Here is a 15,700-nt window from a genome sequence, read left to right as displayed (position 1 = left end):
GATGTCCTTCCTCTGAAGAGGATCTCCCAAGGCATGCATGGTAGGTCACTGCCAACCCGCCCTGGCAGGACGGATTCGGGCCGGCGCGTCAGCGGTGACTGTCGTGGCGCCGCTTCGGCCTCAGGCTGCCACGGCGGCCGCGCCCTGGCGGATGCCCATCGCCCTCAGGGTTTCCCCGATGGCCGCCACCGCGCCCGGAATGCCCGCATCGCCGAAGTGCCCCATGCAGCCGACGCGAAAGGTCTCGACCTGGGTCAGCTTTCCGGGGTAGAGGATGTAGCCGCGCTGCTTCACCTGCTGGTAGAAGGCCTTGAAGTCGTAGGCCGGATCGTCGGGTGCGTGGAAGGTCACGATGATCGGCGCCTGGATGGCGGGGGCTAGAAAGCTGCGCAGGCCGAGCGCGGCCAGGCCGTCGACGAGCGCCTTGCAGTTGCGCGCATAGCGCGCACCGCGCGCTGCGAGGCCGCCTTCCTCGAGGTACTGGGAGATGGCTTCGTCGAGCGCCGCGACCACATGCGTGGGCGGCGTGAAGCGCCATTGCGTGGTTTTTTCCATGTACACCCACTGGTCGTACAGGTCCATGGCGAGCGAGTGGCTGTTGCCCTCGCAGCGCTCGAGCGTGGCGCGCCGCGCCACCACGAAGCCCATGCCCGGCACGCCTTCGAGACACTTGCCCGAGGCCGCGATCACCGCATCGAAGGGCGTCTTCTGCGCATCGATCTCGAGTGCGCCGAACGAACTCATCGCGTCGACGATGAGGCCGCGGCCGTGCCTGGCGGCCACCAGCGCGATCTCGTGCAGCGGGTTGAGCACGCCGGCGCCGGTCTCGCAATGCACCACCGCCACGTGCGTGATGCCCGGGTCGGCGGCGAGGGCACGGTCCACGTCGGCGGGCTGCACCTGCCCGTCTTCGGTGTAGTCGATGGTCGTGACCTTGCGGCCCAGCACGCGGCAGATCTTGACGAGGCGCTGGCAGTAGGCGCCGTTGCTCGGCACCAGCACATGGCCGTCGCGCGGCACCAGCGTGCCGATGGCGGCCTCAACCGAGAAGGTGCCGCTGCCCTGCATCGGCACGCATTCGTGCGTTCCCTTGCCGTGCACGATGTCGAGCACGCGCTCGCGGATTCGCGCGGTGATCTCGTTGAAGTCGCCGTCCCACGAGCCCCAGTCGCGCAGCATCGCCTGGCGCGTGCGGTCCGAGGTGGTGAGCGGCCCCGGCGTGAGCAGGATGGGGCTGGGGGTCGGTGTCATCGTGTTTTCTCCGAGCGTGGCGTTCCGGACGGAGAGCGAAATGTAGATGGCTGATTGAAGACTGTCAATAAAAAATTGTTGACAGTTTGCAATCCCTCGAGAAAAATTCGCCCCATGGTCACCAGCAATCACTCCGCCGCCCTCGCATTCCTCCAGTCCAGCTCGCTGCCAATGCTGATGCAGGAAGAGATCGAGCGTTTGATCATGACGGGCGAGCTCCCGGTGGGCAGCCGCATCAACGAGAGCGAGCTGTCGCAGCGCTTCAACACCAGCCGCGGCCCGATCCGGGAAGCCCTGCGCGCGCTCGAGGAAGCAGGGCTGGTGCGCAACGAGAAGAACCGCGGCGTGTTCGTGCGCGAGATCGCGTTCGAGGAAGCCGATGAGATCTACGAACTGCGCGAAGCGCTCGAAGAGATCATCGGGCGGCGCGTGGCGCTCGCGATCTCGCCCGACGCGGTGGCGCGGCTGCGCGCCATGGTCGAGGCCATGCGCTCGGCCGCGCAGGCGCAGGACGTGGCGCAGTACGCGCAGCTCAACCTGCAGTTCCACGAGATCCTGCTCGACACCGCCGGCAGCCAGAAGCTCACCGAGACCTACAAGCGCCTGGTGAAGGAGCTGCATCTCTTCAGGATGCGCGCGCTCGACAGCGGCGGCGGCTTGCGCGTGTCGGCCGACGAGCACAACCGCATCGTCGACGCCATTGCGAGCGGCAACCCCGACACCGCGGGGCGCGCGCTGCGCGAGCACGTGGCGGGCAGCCGCGCCCGCATGCACAAGGCCTTCGGCCGCACCGCGCCCGGCATGGCCGACGCAACGAACAACCCACCCCAAAAGGAAGTCTGAAATGACACCGGAGACACTCGAAGTCAATGCCAGGAGCTACCGCTGGATGGCGCGCCCGATCGTGGTCGTCTGCGTCGACGGCTGCGAGCCTGCCTACCTCGACGCCGCCATCGAGGCCGGCGTCGCGCCGGCCATCGCACGCATGCGCAAGGAGGGCGCCGACCTGCTGGCCGACTGCGTGGTGCCCTCGTTCACCAACCCGAACAACCTCTCGATCGTGACCGGCGCGCCGCCCGCGGTGCACGGTATCTGCGGCAACTACTTCTTCGATCGCGAGCTCGGTCAGGAAGTGATGATGAACGACCCCAAGTACCTGCGCGCCGGCACCGTGCTCGCGGCCTTTGCCGATGCGGGCGCCAAGGTGGCGGTGGTCACCGCCAAGGACAAGCTGCGCAAGCTGCTGGGCCACAAGATGAAGGGCATCTGCTTCTCGTCGGAGAAGTCGGACCAGGTGACCATGGAAGAGAACGGCATCGACGACGTGCTCGGCATGGTCGGCATGCCGGTGCCCTCGGTCTACAGCGCCGAGCTGTCGGAGTTCGTGTTCGCGGCCGGCGTGAAGCTCATGGAATCGGGCCGCCCCGACCTGATGTACCTCTCGACCACCGACTACGTGCAGCACAAGGCCGCGCCGGGCAGCCCCGCGGCCAACGCCTTCTACAAGATGATGGACGGCTACCTCGCGCAGCTCGATGCGCTGGGCGCGACCATCGTGGTCACGGCCGACCACGGCATGAACGACAAGCACGGCAGCGACGGCACGCCCAACGTCATCTACCTGCAGGACGTGCTCGACGGCTGGTACGGCGCGGGCACGGCGCGCGTCATCCTGCCGATCACCGACCCCTACGTGGTGCACCACGGCGCGCTCGGCTCGTTTGCCACCGTCTATGCGCCCGACGCCGCGAGCGTGCCGGGCTGGATCGAGCGCATCCGCCAGATCCCGGGCATGGAGTCGGTGCTCTCGCGCGCCGAGGCTACCAAGCGCTTCGAGCTGCCGCCCGACCGCATCGGCGACATCGTGGTGGTGAGCGAGCGCAGCACCGTGATCGGCACCGCCGCGAGCCGCCATGACCTGTCGGCGCTCGAGGTGCCGCTGCGTTCCCACGGCGGCGTGTCGGAGCAGCGCGTGCCGCTGATCTGCAACCGCCCGGTCACGGGCGTCGACGCCGGCCGCCGCCTGCGCAACTTCGATGCGCTCGATCTCGCGCTGAACCACGCCCAATAATTCTCCGGAGCACCACCCCATGAGCCAAGCCGCCCTCCAGCCAGGCAAGATTCACCGCGAGGCACTGCGCATCGCCGGAGAAAAGGTCCACCGCGACCGCACCATCGACGTCACCTATCCCTACACCGGGGAGGTGATCGCCACCGTGCCCAAGGCCACGCTCGACGACGTGCGCAACGCGCTGCGCATCGCGCGCGACTACAAGCCCACGCTCACGCGCTACGACCGCTACAAGATCCTGATGCGCGCCGGCGAGATCATCGCTTCGCGCCTCGACGAAATCTCGCGCACCATCACGCTCGAGTCGGGCCTGTGCCGAAAGGACTCGCTCTACGAAGTGGGCCGCGCCTCCGACGTGCTGCTGTTCGCGGCCAACCAGGCGCTGGTGGACGACGGCCAGGTGTTCTCGTGCGACCTCACGCACCACGGCAAGAGCCGCAAGGTCTACACGCTGCGCGAGCCGCTGCTGGGCGCCATCACCGCGATCACGCCGTTCAACCATCCGCTGAACCAGGTGATCCACAAGGTGGCGCCGGCCATCGCGACCAACAACCGCATCGTGCTCAAGCCGAGCGAGAAGACACCGCTCGCGGCCTTCCTGCTGGCCGACATCCTGTACGAGGCGGGGCTGCCGCCGCAGATGCTGTCGGTGATCACGGGCGACCCGAAGGAGATCGCCGACGAGCTGCTGACCAACGCCGACGTCGACCTCGTCACCTTCACGGGCGGCGTGCCGATCGGCAAGTACATCGCGGGCAAGGCGGCCTACAAGCGCCAGATCCTCGAGCTCGGCGGCAACGACCCGATCATCGTGATGGAAGACGCCGACGTGGAGGAGGCCGCCACGCTCGCGGCCAGCGGCTCGTACAAGAACTCGGGCCAGCGCTGCACGGCAGTGAAGCGCATGCTGGTGCACGAATCCGTGGCCGACCACTTCGTCGAGCTGCTGGTGGCCAAGACGCGCGCGCTGAAATACGGCGACCCGATGGACCCCGCCATGGACATGGGCACGGTGATCGACGAAGCCGCCGCGAAGCAGTTCGAGGCGGTGGTCAACGAAGCCATCGCCGGCGGCGCGAAGCTGCTGTACGGCAACGAGCGCCGCGGCGCGCTCTACTCGCCGACGGTGCTCGACCATGTCGACCCGGAGATGACGGTGGCCAAGCACGAGACCTTCGGGCCGGTGTCGCCGGTGATCCGCTTCAAGAACATCGAGGAGGCGATCCGCATCTCGAACGGCACGGCCTACGGCCTGTCGTCGTCGATCTGCACCAACCGCCTCGACTACATCACGCAGTTCATCCGCGAGCTCCAGGTGGGCAGCGTGAACGTGCGCGAGGTGCCGGGCTACCGGCTCGAGCTCACGCCCTTCGGCGGCATCAAGGACTCGGGCCTGGGCTACAAGGAAGGCGTGCTCGAGGCGATGAAGAGCTTCACCAACACCAAGACCTATTCGCTGCCGTGGTGAGAGGGCCAAGACCATGAGCCTGAACCTTCCCGACATCGTCGGCCTGTTCGAAACCAAGGGGCACGCGCAGTACGACGGCGAGTCCGTCACGCAGCTCGAACATGCGCTGCAGTCGGCGCACCTGGCCGAGCAGGCGGGTGCGGACAGCGCGCTCATCGCGGCCGCGCTGCTGCACGACCTGGGCCATCTGCTGCACGACTTCGGCGGCACGCCGACGCAGCAGGGCCTGGACGACCTGCACCAGTACCGCTGCCTGCCGTTTCTGCGCGGACTGTTCGGCGACGCGACGCTCGCGCCGATCCGGCTGCATGTGGATGCCAAGCGCTTTCTCTGTGCGCGCGAGTCGGGCTACCTCGAGGCGCTGTCTCCCGACTCGAAGCGCAGCCTGCAACTGCAGGGCGGCGTGTTCGACGAGGCCGCGGCCCGCGCCTTCGAGGCGCTACCCCATGCGATGGACGCGGTCCGGCTGCGGCGCTGGGACGACGTGGCCAAGCTGCCCGACGCGCGCACGCCCGACCTCGCACACTTCCTGCGGCACCTCGAACTCGCCGCGGCGTAAGCACGCATGCGCCCCTTCTGGATCGAGCAGGCCCTCTTCAACGACGGCGACCTGGCCCCCGCGCTGCAGGGCGAACAGCAGGCCGATGTCTGCATCGTCGGCGGCGGCTTCACCGGCCTCTGGACCGCGATCCAGGCCAAGCTGCAGGCGCCCGCGCTCGACATCGTCATTCTCGAGCAGGACCTGTGCGGCGCCGGTGCGAGCGGCCGCAACGGCGGCTGCCTGCTCACCTGGTCGGCCAAGTTCCTGACACTGCGCCGCCTGTTCGGCGAGGACGAGGCGGTGCGGCTCGTGAAGGCCTCCGAGGCCGCGGTCGGGCACATCGCCGACTTCTGCACCGCCCACGGCATCGATGCCGAGTTGCGGTGCGACGGCACGCTCTACACCGCCACCTCGCAGGCGCAGGTCGGCACGCTCGATCCGATGATGCAGGCGCTCGCGTCGCGCGGCATCCACTCGTACCACGCGCTGCCGCCCGACGAGGTGGCGCGGCGCTCGGGCTCGGCGCGCAACCTCGCGGGCGTGTACTCGCCGATCGCCGCCACCGTGCACCCCGGCAAGCTGGTGCGGGGCTTGCGCCGGGTGGCGATGGCGATGGGCATCCGCATCCACGAACGCACACCGATGCTCGACTTCGAACGCGGTCACCCGGTGGTGGTGGGCACGCCGGCCGGCAGTGTGCAGGCGAAGAAGCTGGTGCTCGCGATGAACGCCTGGATGGCGAGCCGCTTCGCGCAGTTCGAGCGAACGATCGCGATCGTCTCGAGCGACATGGTCATCACCGAGAAGTGCCCCGAGCTGCTGCAGCGCATCGGCCTGACGGACGGCGTCTCGGTGCTCGACTCGCGCACTTTCGTCTACTACTACCGCAGCACGGTCGACGGCCGCCTCATGCTGGGCAAGGGCGGCAACACCTTCGCCTGGGGCGGGCGCATGGCCCGGGTGTTCGACCAGCGATCGCCGTACGAGGCACAGCTCACGCAGGCGCTGCATGCGTTCTTTCCGGCGCTGCGCGACACGCCGATCACGGCGAGCTGGAACGGGCCGTCCGACCGCTCGGCCACGGGCTTTCCGTTCTTCGGGCGGCTCGACGGCGCGCCCCACATCTACTACGGCTTCGGCTATTCGGGCAACGGCGTCGGGCCGACCTACATGGGCGGGCAGATCCTCTCGTCGCTGCTGCTCGACCAGGACAACGCCTGGACGCGCAGCCCGATGACGCACGGGCCGCTCGGCCAGTTTCCGCCCGAGCCGCTGCGCTACGCGGGATCCATCGTGGTGCGCAACGCGATCCGCCGCAAGGAGCGCGCCGAGGACGAGAACCGCCAACCCTGGCTGGTGGACCGCATGCTGAGCAAGCTGGCGAACGCGGCGGGCAAGGCCGACAAGGGCTGAGAAGCACCGCGGCGGCAGGGCGTCCGCGCGGCAAGACTTTCGGCAATTCTTGCGGAGCTTCAGCGTGCGCCACCCGGTACGTGCGCACGCGCGGACGGGCATCCCGCTTGCCGCGCAGCCAGGAATGTGCAAACTGGCGGCTTGCGCCCCACCTGGAACTGGAACGGAATGAAGATGACGGACAGCAGAGCCCGATCGGTCGACCCTCATCACGCGGCGCACGGCGACCGCCCGCTGCCCGAATCGCCAGCCCTGGAGGCGGGCGTTGCCCGCACCTACGACCGGCTGGCGCCGCTGTACGACACCGTGTTCGGCCAGGTGCTCGAGCCCGGGCGCAGGCGCATGGCCGAGTGCGTTCGCACGCTGCAGCCGGCCTCGCTGCTTGAGGTCGGCGTGGGCACCGGCCTGGCGCTGGCCGGCTACCCGCCCGAATGCCGCATCGTCGGCATCGACCTGTCGCACGACATGCTCGAGCGCGCCCGCGAGCGCGCGGCCCGGCTGCCACAGCACCACATCGCCATCGAGCACATGAATGCCGAGCGCATGCGCTTTCCCGACGCCAGCTTCGACTGCGTGACCCTGCCTTACGTGCTGTCGGTCACGCCCCGGCCCGCCGAGCTCGTGCGCGAGGCGCGGCGGGTGTGCAAGCCCGACGGAACGCTCGTGGTGCTGAATCACTTCAGCGGCAGCAAGGCGTGGTGGCTGCTGGAACGCGCCGTGCGCTCGGCGGCCGAGCATGTGGGGTTCCGCTCCGATTTTCGCTACGACGAGCAGATCCTTGCCCACGACTGGCAGGTGCTCAGCGTGGAGTCGGTCAATCTGTTCGGGCTGTCGAAGCTGGTGGTGTTGCGCAATGCTGCGCGCTCGCAAGGCGTTGCTGAAGAAGCGCCATGGTTGCCGTCGCATCCCTGACGCCCACTGCGAGCTTTGGCTGCTGCCCGACAGAGATCAGAAGGTAGCCGCCCGCTCCACGGTCTACGAAAACCCGACCTCCGGACCTGGCGCTGAACCAGCCCGATTGAAATCCGGGCAGCCCGAGCCCGTTGACTCTCATGCCGATCACATCCTCTGTGCTCCCGGGCCTGATCTCCTCCACGCCGGTGATCTCGGCGAGCTTGACCGTGCGCGCGTAGAAGGTTGTCTTGAGCGCGATCTCGTCCTTGCCGAGCGTCAAGGACCGGCGCAGCAGCGCGCCACCGAGCACAGCACCCGTGATGACTGCGATGGTCACTATCGCCCAGAGCACGACCGTGTTCGCCGCGGGGGCGTTTTGGCGCAGGAGTGCCCAGCTCGCAATGACCGGACCGATGGCGACGGCTGCAACCAGGAAGAGGATCGATTTGAGTTGCAGTGGCTGGAGTGTCATTTGGCCGCAAGACTTTACTCGCCTCAAACTGAGCCGGCTCGGCGCAGCACAGCGTTGACCAGGATGTCGAGGAAGATGTCACGGAAAAGCGGGAGGCACTGGTTGCCGCATCGAGTTGTTGGGTATTTACCCGCGGCGGCGCGTCGCTGCGGGCATTCACTCTGTTGATTCGCGGGTGGCTTGCCTATATTCCGGCGTCATGGCTTCCACTTGGCTGCTCGACGTTCCACCGGCAGGGCACATGCTCGATGCCGCGGCGGTGGCGCGCCTGCTCGACGCGGGCGACGGGCGGGCGCCGGCGCGCGAGATGCTCGACTTCGTGAACCAGGTCCTGCCGGTGGAGTACATCTCGCTCGTCGAGTACGTGGATGGCGTGCCTTCGCAGGTCGAAGGCCATTCGACGGGGCGCCACGCAAACATCACGGCGGAGTGCTTCTCGCTCTACAAGCGCCGCTTCCGCCAGGCCGACGAGCTCACGCGCCTGGCCGCGCGCATGGTCGGCGAAGCCTCCTCACATGCGCCCGTGACCGCGCTGCTCTACGACGTGGCGGACATTCCCGACCCAGGTTGGCGCGACCAGATCTTCGTGGGGCGTCAGCTCACCGGCCGGCTGAGCTTTCTCTATGCACCGCTGCCGCGCACGCTGTTCGCGATCAACCTCTACCGCGACGCGCATGACGGCCGGTTCGAAGCTGCCGACGTCGAGCAGCTCCTGGGGCTGGCGCCGATCCTTAAGAGAGCGCATCGCAACGCGCTCTTCGCCCACCTCGCGTCGCCCGATGCCGCGCTGCGCGGGCGAGAGATCGAGCGCACGCTGCAGCGTACGGCGCCGCTGCTTTCGCCGCGCGAGCGCGCGGTGTGTGCGCGGATCGCCTGCGGCATCGGCACCGACGGCATCGCTGCCGACCTGTGCATCGCGGCGTCGACCGTCGCGACGCTGCGCAAGCGCGCCTACGCCAAGCTGGCGATCCACGGGCGGCAGCAGCTCATGCGCTTCATCCACTGAGCGGCAGGCCCGCGCGGCCGACGCGGCCCGGGTGCGCTTGTACCCTTCTGCGGGGACAGACGGCACGGCCTGCGTTTTCTACATTGCCTGGACATCACGGAGACAGGCATGTGGATTCGAAACTGCTGGTACGTCATTGCATGGGAGCACGAGGTTCCCGCCGAAGGTCTGTTCACGCGGCGCGTGCTCGATGAGCCGATCCTCGTCTACCGCACTGCCGATGGCGGCCTGGTCGCGATGCAGGACCGTTGCTGCCACCGCCATGCGCCGCTGTCGCGCGGACGCCGCGAAGGCGACTGCGTGCGCTGCGGCTACCACGGGCTCAAGTTCGACGCGGCCGGCATCTGCGTCGAAGCGCCCGGCCTCGCGGGCATTCCCGCCAAGACGCGCGTGCGGACCTATCCGGTGGTGTCGCACAACCAATGGATCTTCGTCTGGATGGGCGACCCGGCGCTGGCCGACCGCGCACTGCTGCCCGACAACTTCTCCTGCGACCATCCCGACTGGTCGTACAAGCCCGGCTACGTGCACTACGACACGCCCTACCTGCTGGTCTGCGACAACCTGCTCGACTTCTCGCACCTGAGCTATGTGCACGAGGGCACGCTGGGCGGGTCGACCGCGATCGCGCAGGCGGTTCCGAAGATCGAGGCGGTCCCGCGCGGCATTCGCGTCACGCGGCATGTTCCGGACGTGCCGCCCTCGCCATTCTGGAGATCGTTCCAGGCCTTCGACCGCAACGTCGACCGCTACTTCATCTACGACTTCGTGCTGCCGGGCACCTTGCTGATGCACTCGGGCGGGGCGCCAGTGGGCCAGGCCGAGGGCGACCTGCGCGGCGGCGTGCAGTTGCACAGCTGCCAGACGCTGACGCCAGAGACCGAGACCACCACGCACTACTTCTTCCAGCAGTCGCACCGCAGCAGCATCGGCGACCCGGCCGTGACGGAAGCGATCTACCGCGGGCTGGTCACCGCCTTCGAGGAAGACCGCGAGACGATCACGGCACAGCATCGCAACATCGACCCCGACGTTCCGATGCTGCTGCTCGGCATGGACCAGGCCCTGGTCCGCTATCGCCGCCTGCTGCAGCAGGAGGTCGAGCGGGAGTGCAGCGCGCCGTCGCCGGCGCGCGCAACGGCCTGAATTCGACCGCCTGAAACACACAAGAAAAGGAGACCCCCGATGCGCCGCACCTTCCTGGCCCTGAGCCTGTCGACCGTCCTCTCGGCATTGCCCGTCGCCGGCTTCGCCCAAGCCACCTTCCCGACCAAGCCGATACGCATCGTCGTCACCGCGCAGGCCGGCGGCGCCAACGACTTCGTGGCGCGGCTGATCGGCGAGCGTGTCGCCAAGTCGCTCGGCCAGGCGGTGGTGGTCGACAACAAGGCGGGCGCCAACGGTGCCGTGGGCTTGGGCGAGGTGGCCCGGGCTGCGCCCGATGGCTACACGATCGCCGTCACGCTGGGCGACTCGCTTATCAACAACGTCGCGCTCTACAAGAGCCTGCCCTACGACCCGCAGCGCGACTTCGTCTTTCTCACGCAGGTGGTGCGCAGCCCCGCCATCCTGTCCGCCAACCTGGCGCTCGGCGTGAAGAACATGGACGACTTCAAGAAGCTCGCCGCCAGGCCCGGCCAGCAGCTGAGCTACGGTACATGGGGACCGGGCGGGCTCGGTCACCTGGCGGGCGAGGCGCTCAATCGCAAGCTCGATGCGAACATGGTCCATGTGCCGCAGCGCGGTGAAGCGCCGGTGATGGCCGACCTGCTGAGCAACACCGTGAGCGTCGGCCTCACCTCGGCCGGCCTCGCGCGCCAGCATGTGCAGGCCGGCAAGATCGTGCCGCTCGCGATCATGGGGCGCGAGCGCTCCGCGGTGCTGGCGCAGGTGCCGACGATGCGCGAGCTCGGCTTCGACGACCCCTTGTTCGAAGCCGCGGTCTGGATTGCCTTCGTTGCGCCTGCGAAGACGCCGCAGCCCGTCGTCGAGCGCCTGACCGCCGCTCTGCGCGCCGCGGCCGCGATGCCGGATGTGCAGGCGAAGATGGCCGAGCGCGGCCTCGAGATGCTCAACACGACGCCGGAGGAGTTCAGCCAAAGCTACAAGCGGGACTTCGAGGTGATCGTCAAGCGGATGCGTGAGTTCGGGATCGAGGCGCAGTAGGGCAGGGCCTAGACTGTCCGGATGTCCCAGACCCACGCCCCTTTCGGCGACGCAAGCGCTGTCGCCAACTACGCCGAGAAGACCGCCCGCCTGGTGCCGGGCGTGCACGACCTCCACAAGATGGCGGCAGTGCTGCTCGCCGAGCGCGCGCCGGTGGACGCGCACGTGCTCATCGTCGGCGCGGGTGGTGGCCTGGAGTTGAAGGCGTTTGCCGAGGCCGCTGCGCAATGGCACTTCGTCGGCGTCGATCCCGCACAGCCGATGCTCGACCTGGCGCAGCAGACCCTCGGCCCGCTGATGGCGCGTGTCGCGCTCCACCATGGCTATACCGACACCGCGCCGGAGGGGCCGTTCGATGCCGCGGCCTGCCTGCTGACGATGCACTTCCTGAGCCTCGAGGAACGCGGCGCGACCTTGCTGGAGATCCGCCGCCGCATGCGCCCGGGCGCGCCGCTGGTCATGGCGCACCTGAGTTTTCCGCAGTCGCCGGAAGCGCAGAAGTCGCTGTGGCTCTCGCGCTATGCGGCCTTTGCAGCGGCCTCGGGTGTCGCGCCCGAGAACGCGCGCCATGCGGCCACGGCAATCGGCGAGCGCCTGCCGCTGCTCGCGCCGGCGCAGGAAGAAGAACTGCTGAGCGAAGCCGGCTTCACGGACGTGCAGTTGTTCTATGCGGGGCTGGCGTTTCGGGGGTGGGTGGCGTGTGCCTGAAGGCTCGCGAACAGGACACTAACCCCTGGCAGCCTGCTCGATCGCCGGCTGCAGCTTCGCCAGGAACCCGTCCATGGTCTGCTCGCGCAAATCCACCGCCTTGGCACCGCCGCCGGCCACGACCGTCACATCGCTGATGCCGATGACATTCAGGATCAGCCGCAGATACTGCGTCGCGATATCGCGGTCGCGGATCGGCGAGCCCTCGGCGTAGACGCCACCGGAGGCGAGCAGCACCGTGGCCTTCTTGCCCTTGACGAGACCCTGGCCGTCGAAGCCGAGCGTCAGTCCCTTGCGCACGATGTGATCGACCCATGCCTTCAGTGCGGCCGGCACGTTGTAGTTGTAGACGGGCGTTGCCACGACGATGTGGTCGGCAGCGAGCAATTCGTCGACCAGGCAGTCGGACAGCCGCAGCACGCGCTTCATCTCGGGCGAGTGCTGCTGCGGCGGCGTGAAATAGGCCTCCAGCCAGGGGGCGGTGACGAACGACAGGTCTGTTTCTGCGAGATCGCGCACGATCACTTCGCCATCGGGATGCGCGGCGCGCCAATCCTGGACAAAGCGCCGGGTCATCTGGCGCGAGATGGAGTGCTCGCCGCGGGGGCTGGTCTCAACGACAAGAAGCTGGGTCATCAATGGTTCCTGAGAATGCCAGCCGAAGAAATTGGGCTGTTCGGAGTGATTGGACCGTGCGCTACTCATCAGGGGAAGAGATAAAAATATGATGATTTTCATCTGAATATATGATGGTTCATGATCGGAACCCTGACCCTTGACCAGCTGCGTGTTCTCGTCGCGATCGCGGATGCCGGCAGTTTCTCTGCCGCCGGCCGCACGCTCAGGCGGGCGCAATCGGCGATCAGCCAGGCCGTCGCCGCGCTGGAAACAGTGCAGGGCGTTGCGCTGTTCGACCGGCGCGGCCACCGGCCCCAATTGACCGAGGCCGGGCGCGTGCTGGTCGACCAGGCGCGGCTGGTGCTGGCGAGCGCTGCGCGTTTCGAGGCTGTCGCGGCGAGCACGCGCGGCGGGCTGGAGCCGGAACTCGCGCTCGCGATCGATCCGTTGGTGCCGACGGCGCCCTTGATCGAAAGCTTGCGCGCGCTCAGCGATACCTTTCCCGATCTTCCGGTGAGCTTCTCGACCGAAGGACTCGGCGGTTCGCTGCGGCGGCTGCGCAACGGTTCGGCAGCGTTGGCCATCTGCATGCTCCTGCCTGCCGTGCCCGAGGACATCGTTGCCCATCCGCTGCTGCGCATCGGGATGCGTGCCGTCGTGGCACCGACGCATCCATTGGCTGCGCTGAAACGGGCAGCGACGCCCGGCGACCTCGAGCCCCATGTTCAACTGGTGCTCTCCGATCCGGTGGACCCGTCCGGGCCCAGCTACGGACTATCGAGCGCCAGGTTGTGGCGCTTCGTTGACCTGGGACGTCGCCTTGATTTCCTTCTTGCCGGATTCGGATGGTGCCGGATGCCCGAGCATTTGGTCGCCGGTCCGCTCCAGGCAGGGCAATTGAAGGTGCTCAAGGTCCAGGACGACCCGACGCCGCGCGAGGGGCTGATGATCTATGCGGCCCACCAGCGCAACCGCGCGCTCGGGCCGGCTGGCCGCTGGTTGCTCGACGACCTCCAGCGGCGTCTCAAGGCCTGATTCAACCCGGCAGGGCCTGCTTGATCGCCTCGCCCGCAAGCCGCGCGGTGGCCAGCAGGCGGTCGAGACCTTGCCCGTGGCGCGCGCTCGCCGAGAGCCCGGCCATAGTCGTGCAGACGAAATCCGCCAGCCGATCCGCTTCTTGCGGGTACTGCTCGGCGATGCAGCGACGGATCACGTCTTGCGCAGCCGCATGGAAGCCGCAGGCTGCGCCACGCGCCTCTGGGTCGTTGGCGCGTGTGCCCTCGAGCACCATGCACCCCGTCGCGTGGGGGTCGGCGGCGTAGCTGCGAGCGGCATGCTCCAGCACCTGCGCGAGCGATTCCGCCAATGGACGGTCGGCGCCCAGGATCTCCGAGAGCGGGACAGCGCCGGTCTTGGCGTAACGATCGAGGATCCGCGCGTACAGGCCGGCCTTGCTGCCGAACGCCGCGTAGAAGCTCGGCGGGTTGATGCCGAGCGCCTTCGTGAGGTCGGAGACGCCGAGCGCGTCGTAGCCGCGCTCGTGGAAGAGGCGCTGCGCGGTCGCGACGGCTTCGTCCGGATCGAATGCGCGTGGCCGGCCACGGGTGCGCGCAATATCTGTAGTCATGATTACAAAATCCTTGACATGGACCAAAGGGAATTATGTATCATGCACTACATTAATATGAAGGAACACCATGTCAGCGTTCAAAGGCAAGTCGGTTTTGGTGCTCGGCGGCAGCCGGGGAATTGGGGCCGCCATCGTACGGCGCTTCGTGGCGGACGGCGCGAGGGTGGCGTTCACCTACGCCGGCTCACCGGAAGCGGCACAGCGCCTGGCCGAGGAAACCGGCAGCACGGCGCATTCGACGGACAGTGCCGATCGGGACGCCGTCATTGCCCGGGTCCGTGACAGCGGCCCGTTGGACGTGCTCGTGGTGAACTCCGGCATCGCGATCTTCGGCGACGCGCTCGAGCAGGACCCGGACGCGGTGGATCGACTGTTCCGCATCAATGTCCATGCGCCGTACCACGCCTCGGTGGAGGCCGCGCGGCAGATGCCCAGCGGCGGGCGGATCATCGTGATCGGTTCGGTGAACGGTGACCGGATGCCGCTGCCCGGCATGGCGTCCTATGCGCTGAGCAAATCCGCGCTGCAAGGAATGGCGCGCGGGTTGGCACGCGACTTCGGACCGCGTGGCATCACGATCAACGTCGTGCAGCCCGGTCCGATCGACACCGATGCGAACCCCGAGAACGGTCCGATGAAGGACCTGATGCACAGCTTCATGGCCATCAAGCGCCACGGGCGCTCGGACGAGGTGGCGGGAATGGTGGCCTGGCTGGCGGGCCCCGAAGCCAGTTTCGTGACCGGGGCCATGCACACGATCGACGGCGCTTTCGGGGCTTGACCGGCCAGCAGCCCGCGTTGAGAAGCGGGAAGAAGGTGCTGATGGCTTTCTGCGGAACCACGCCACCTGCGAAGCCGATGCAGTTCGTCGATGAGCTTCGCGCGCGTCTTCAGACGGGGCTCACGGGCGTTCACTTGCAGAACTGCCCTGAGCGCTGAGGCCCTCGATCACGGCGCGCGGCACCGGCCTTTCGCTCCTCATGGAGCATGCGTCTCGCCCGCCAGCAAGCTACGAATAGTGGATCTCATGCGGGTGAAATGGAACGCCTCGCTCCATTCCCACCAGCTTCACTCTGACGCAGTCTCCGCTCATGCCGGTGATGACGCCACTCACGCCCGCTACTTTGACCAATCCGCCGCGGCGTGCGGGGACGGAAAACTTCTGCCGAATGCGGGCGAGCGTGTCGTTCTTCTTAACGGCCATGTGTGTCCAGGTGAGCGAGAAAAAAACCCAGCGCGCAGCTGGGTGTAAACCTGGGTGCGGTGGTGCATCCAGGTCCCGCAGAGGGAGCGGGGAGAACTTAAGTTATGCCCGCCCCGGGATTCTGAGCGTCGGACAAGGGCCCGGCTCCGATCGCTGGATCGGCTGACACGCCAATTCAAGCCCTTCGAAGGCTTTCTTGCGCTCAACCGCGGAGATAAGCCGGTTTCTGCGCACCAGGTCACGCTCTGGCCACATCTT

Annotated in this window: 17 protein-coding genes; 12 read left to right on the top strand and 5 right to left on the bottom strand. The window is 67.6% G+C overall.

Translation table 11 applies throughout. The features are described 5' to 3' along the window. Positions 1–120: 120 nt before the first annotated feature. Positions 121–1,251 carry a 2-aminoethylphosphonate--pyruvate transaminase gene (locus AC3A6R_RS14840; protein ID WP_487864720.1) on the bottom strand — a complete coding sequence of 377 codons (1,131 nt, stop codon included), beginning with the start codon at positions 1,249–1,251 and terminating at the stop codon, positions 121–123. Positions 1,252–1,365: 114 nt separating this feature from the next. Between AC3A6R_RS14840 and AC3A6R_RS14835 the strand changes: the two genes are divergently transcribed. The 6 genes from AC3A6R_RS14835 (at position 1,366) to AC3A6R_RS14810 (ending at position 7,656) form a co-directional block, all read left to right on the top strand. Next, complete coding sequence (locus AC3A6R_RS14835) at positions 1,366–2,094, top strand: phosphonate utilization associated transcriptional regulator (RefSeq protein ID WP_487864719.1); 729 nt, start codon at positions 1,366–1,368, stop codon at positions 2,092–2,094. 1 nt (position 2,095) lies between these two features. Continuing rightward, positions 2,096–3,322 (top strand): phosphonoacetate hydrolase, encoded by a 1,227-nt coding sequence (phnA, locus tag AC3A6R_RS14830; protein ID WP_487864718.1) that lies wholly within the window; start codon positions 2,096–2,098, stop codon positions 3,320–3,322. 19 nt (positions 3,323–3,341) lie between these two features. Then, a complete protein-coding gene (gene phnY, locus AC3A6R_RS14825; protein WP_487864717.1) occupies positions 3,342–4,790 on the top strand; it encodes a phosphonoacetaldehyde dehydrogenase in 1,449 nt (482 codons plus the stop codon). Positions 4,791–4,803: 13 nt separating this feature from the next. Next, on the top strand, positions 4,804–5,349 hold the full coding sequence (locus AC3A6R_RS14820; RefSeq protein ID WP_487864716.1) for a phosphonate degradation HD-domain oxygenase: 546 nt from the start codon (positions 4,804–4,806) through the stop codon (positions 5,347–5,349). A 6-nt stretch (positions 5,350–5,355) separates the two neighbouring features. After that, the gene (locus tag AC3A6R_RS14815; RefSeq protein WP_487864715.1) at positions 5,356–6,744 is read left to right on the top strand and encodes an FAD-dependent oxidoreductase; all 1,389 of its coding nucleotides are present in this window, start codon (positions 5,356–5,358) and stop codon (positions 6,742–6,744) included. 174 nt (positions 6,745–6,918) lie between these two features. Beyond that, positions 6,919–7,656: a class I SAM-dependent methyltransferase gene (locus AC3A6R_RS14810; RefSeq protein ID WP_487864714.1), complete on the top strand. Its 738-nt coding sequence runs from the start codon at positions 6,919–6,921 to the stop codon at positions 7,654–7,656. Here AC3A6R_RS14810 and AC3A6R_RS14805 read toward each other — a convergent pair. After that, positions 7,559–8,110 carry a PH domain-containing protein gene (locus tag AC3A6R_RS14805; RefSeq protein ID WP_487864713.1) on the bottom strand — a complete coding sequence of 184 codons (552 nt, stop codon included), beginning with the start codon at positions 8,108–8,110 and terminating at the stop codon, positions 7,559–7,561. The genes AC3A6R_RS14810 and AC3A6R_RS14805 overlap by 98 nt on opposite strands. 199 nt (positions 8,111–8,309) lie before the next feature. On the opposite strand from AC3A6R_RS14805, the gene AC3A6R_RS14800 reads away from it, so the two are divergent. The 4 genes from AC3A6R_RS14800 to AC3A6R_RS14785 all read left to right on the top strand — a co-directional run bounded on the left by AC3A6R_RS14800 (position 8,310) and on the right by AC3A6R_RS14785 (position 11,990). Further along, positions 8,310–9,116, top strand: coding sequence for a helix-turn-helix transcriptional regulator (locus AC3A6R_RS14800; protein ID WP_487864712.1), 807 nt, complete (start codon positions 8,310–8,312; stop codon positions 9,114–9,116). 108 nt (positions 9,117–9,224) lie between these two features. Further along, positions 9,225–10,262, top strand: a complete 1,038-nt coding sequence (locus tag AC3A6R_RS14795) for a Rieske 2Fe-2S domain-containing protein (RefSeq protein ID WP_487864711.1) — start codon at positions 9,225–9,227, stop codon at positions 10,260–10,262. Between the two features lie 39 nt (positions 10,263–10,301). Beyond that, positions 10,302–11,282 carry a Bug family tripartite tricarboxylate transporter substrate binding protein gene (locus AC3A6R_RS14790; protein ID WP_487864710.1) on the top strand — a complete coding sequence of 327 codons (981 nt, stop codon included), beginning with the start codon at positions 10,302–10,304 and terminating at the stop codon, positions 11,280–11,282. Positions 11,283–11,303: 21 nt separating this feature from the next. Next, positions 11,304–11,990, top strand: a complete 687-nt coding sequence (locus AC3A6R_RS14785; protein WP_487864709.1) for a class I SAM-dependent methyltransferase — start codon at positions 11,304–11,306, stop codon at positions 11,988–11,990. 18 nt (positions 11,991–12,008) lie between these two features. On the opposite strand, the gene AC3A6R_RS14780 is transcribed toward AC3A6R_RS14785, so the two are convergent. Beyond that, positions 12,009–12,626, bottom strand: a complete 618-nt coding sequence (locus AC3A6R_RS14780) for an FMN-dependent NADH-azoreductase (RefSeq protein WP_487864708.1) — start codon at positions 12,624–12,626, stop codon at positions 12,009–12,011. A 120-nt stretch (positions 12,627–12,746) separates the two neighbouring features. Here AC3A6R_RS14780 and AC3A6R_RS14775 point away from each other — a divergent pair, with 120 nt between their 5' ends. After that, positions 12,747–13,643: a LysR family transcriptional regulator gene (locus AC3A6R_RS14775; protein ID WP_487864707.1), complete on the top strand. Its 897-nt coding sequence runs from the start codon at positions 12,747–12,749 to the stop codon at positions 13,641–13,643. Between the two features lies 1 nt (position 13,644). On the opposite strand, the gene AC3A6R_RS14770 is transcribed toward AC3A6R_RS14775, so the two are convergent. After that, positions 13,645–14,235 carry a TetR/AcrR family transcriptional regulator gene (locus AC3A6R_RS14770; RefSeq protein ID WP_487860519.1) on the bottom strand — a complete coding sequence of 197 codons (591 nt, stop codon included), beginning with the start codon at positions 14,233–14,235 and terminating at the stop codon, positions 13,645–13,647. 70 nt (positions 14,236–14,305) lie between these two features. Here AC3A6R_RS14770 and bdcA point away from each other — a divergent pair, with 70 nt between their 5' ends. Further along, positions 14,306–15,019, top strand: a complete 714-nt coding sequence (gene bdcA, locus AC3A6R_RS14765; RefSeq protein ID WP_487860520.1) for an SDR family oxidoreductase — start codon at positions 14,306–14,308, stop codon at positions 15,017–15,019. Positions 15,020–15,247: 228 nt separating this feature from the next. Here bdcA and AC3A6R_RS14760 read toward each other — a convergent pair whose 3' ends face one another. Then, complete coding sequence (locus tag AC3A6R_RS14760) at positions 15,248–15,442, bottom strand: hypothetical protein (protein ID WP_487860521.1); 195 nt, start codon at positions 15,440–15,442, stop codon at positions 15,248–15,250. Positions 15,443–15,700 lie beyond the last annotated feature (258 nt).

It is taken from the genome of Variovorax sp. Soil_C_19 (assembly GCF_057657255.1).
The sequence above is the reverse complement of the archived record's forward strand: the minus strand, read 5'-3'. Positions and strand labels throughout refer to the sequence as shown.

Bases quoted from the DNA above. Each gene is read 5' to 3' on its own strand.
- AC3A6R_RS14795 (WP_487864711.1), top strand. From the start codon at position 9,225: ATGTGGATTCGAAACTGCTGGTACGTCATTGCATGGGAGCACGAGGTT.
- AC3A6R_RS14775 (WP_487864707.1), top strand. From the start codon at position 12,747: ATGATCGGAACCCTGACCCTTGACCAGCTGCGTGTTCTCGTCGCGATC.
- AC3A6R_RS14800 (WP_487864712.1), top strand. From the start codon at position 8,310: ATGGCTTCCACTTGGCTGCTCGACGTTCCACCGGCAGGGCACATGCTC.
- phnY (WP_487864717.1), top strand. From the start codon at position 3,342: ATGAGCCAAGCCGCCCTCCAGCCAGGCAAGATTCACCGCGAGGCACTG.
- AC3A6R_RS14840 (WP_487864720.1), bottom strand. From the start codon at position 1,251: ATGACACCGACCCCCAGCCCCATCCTGCTCACGCCGGGGCCGCTCACC.
- AC3A6R_RS14805 (WP_487864713.1), bottom strand. From the start codon at position 8,110: ATGACACTCCAGCCACTGCAACTCAAATCGATCCTCTTCCTGGTTGCA.
- AC3A6R_RS14770 (WP_487860519.1), bottom strand. From the start codon at position 14,235: ATGACTACAGATATTGCGCGCACCCGTGGCCGGCCACGCGCATTCGAT.
- AC3A6R_RS14760 (WP_487860521.1), bottom strand. From the start codon at position 15,442: ATGGCCGTTAAGAAGAACGACACGCTCGCCCGCATTCGGCAGAAGTTT.
- AC3A6R_RS14780 (WP_487864708.1), bottom strand. From the start codon at position 12,626: ATGACCCAGCTTCTTGTCGTTGAGACCAGCCCCCGCGGCGAGCACTCC.
- bdcA (WP_487860520.1), top strand. From the start codon at position 14,306: ATGTCAGCGTTCAAAGGCAAGTCGGTTTTGGTGCTCGGCGGCAGCCGG.
- AC3A6R_RS14810 (WP_487864714.1), top strand. From the start codon at position 6,919: ATGACGGACAGCAGAGCCCGATCGGTCGACCCTCATCACGCGGCGCAC.
- AC3A6R_RS14790 (WP_487864710.1), top strand. From the start codon at position 10,302: ATGCGCCGCACCTTCCTGGCCCTGAGCCTGTCGACCGTCCTCTCGGCA.
- AC3A6R_RS14785 (WP_487864709.1), top strand. From the start codon at position 11,304: ATGTCCCAGACCCACGCCCCTTTCGGCGACGCAAGCGCTGTCGCCAAC.
- AC3A6R_RS14820 (WP_487864716.1), top strand. From the start codon at position 4,804: ATGAGCCTGAACCTTCCCGACATCGTCGGCCTGTTCGAAACCAAGGGG.
- AC3A6R_RS14815 (WP_487864715.1), top strand. From the start codon at position 5,356: ATGCGCCCCTTCTGGATCGAGCAGGCCCTCTTCAACGACGGCGACCTG.
- AC3A6R_RS14835 (WP_487864719.1), top strand. From the start codon at position 1,366: ATGGTCACCAGCAATCACTCCGCCGCCCTCGCATTCCTCCAGTCCAGC.
- phnA (WP_487864718.1), top strand. From the start codon at position 2,096: ATGACACCGGAGACACTCGAAGTCAATGCCAGGAGCTACCGCTGGATG.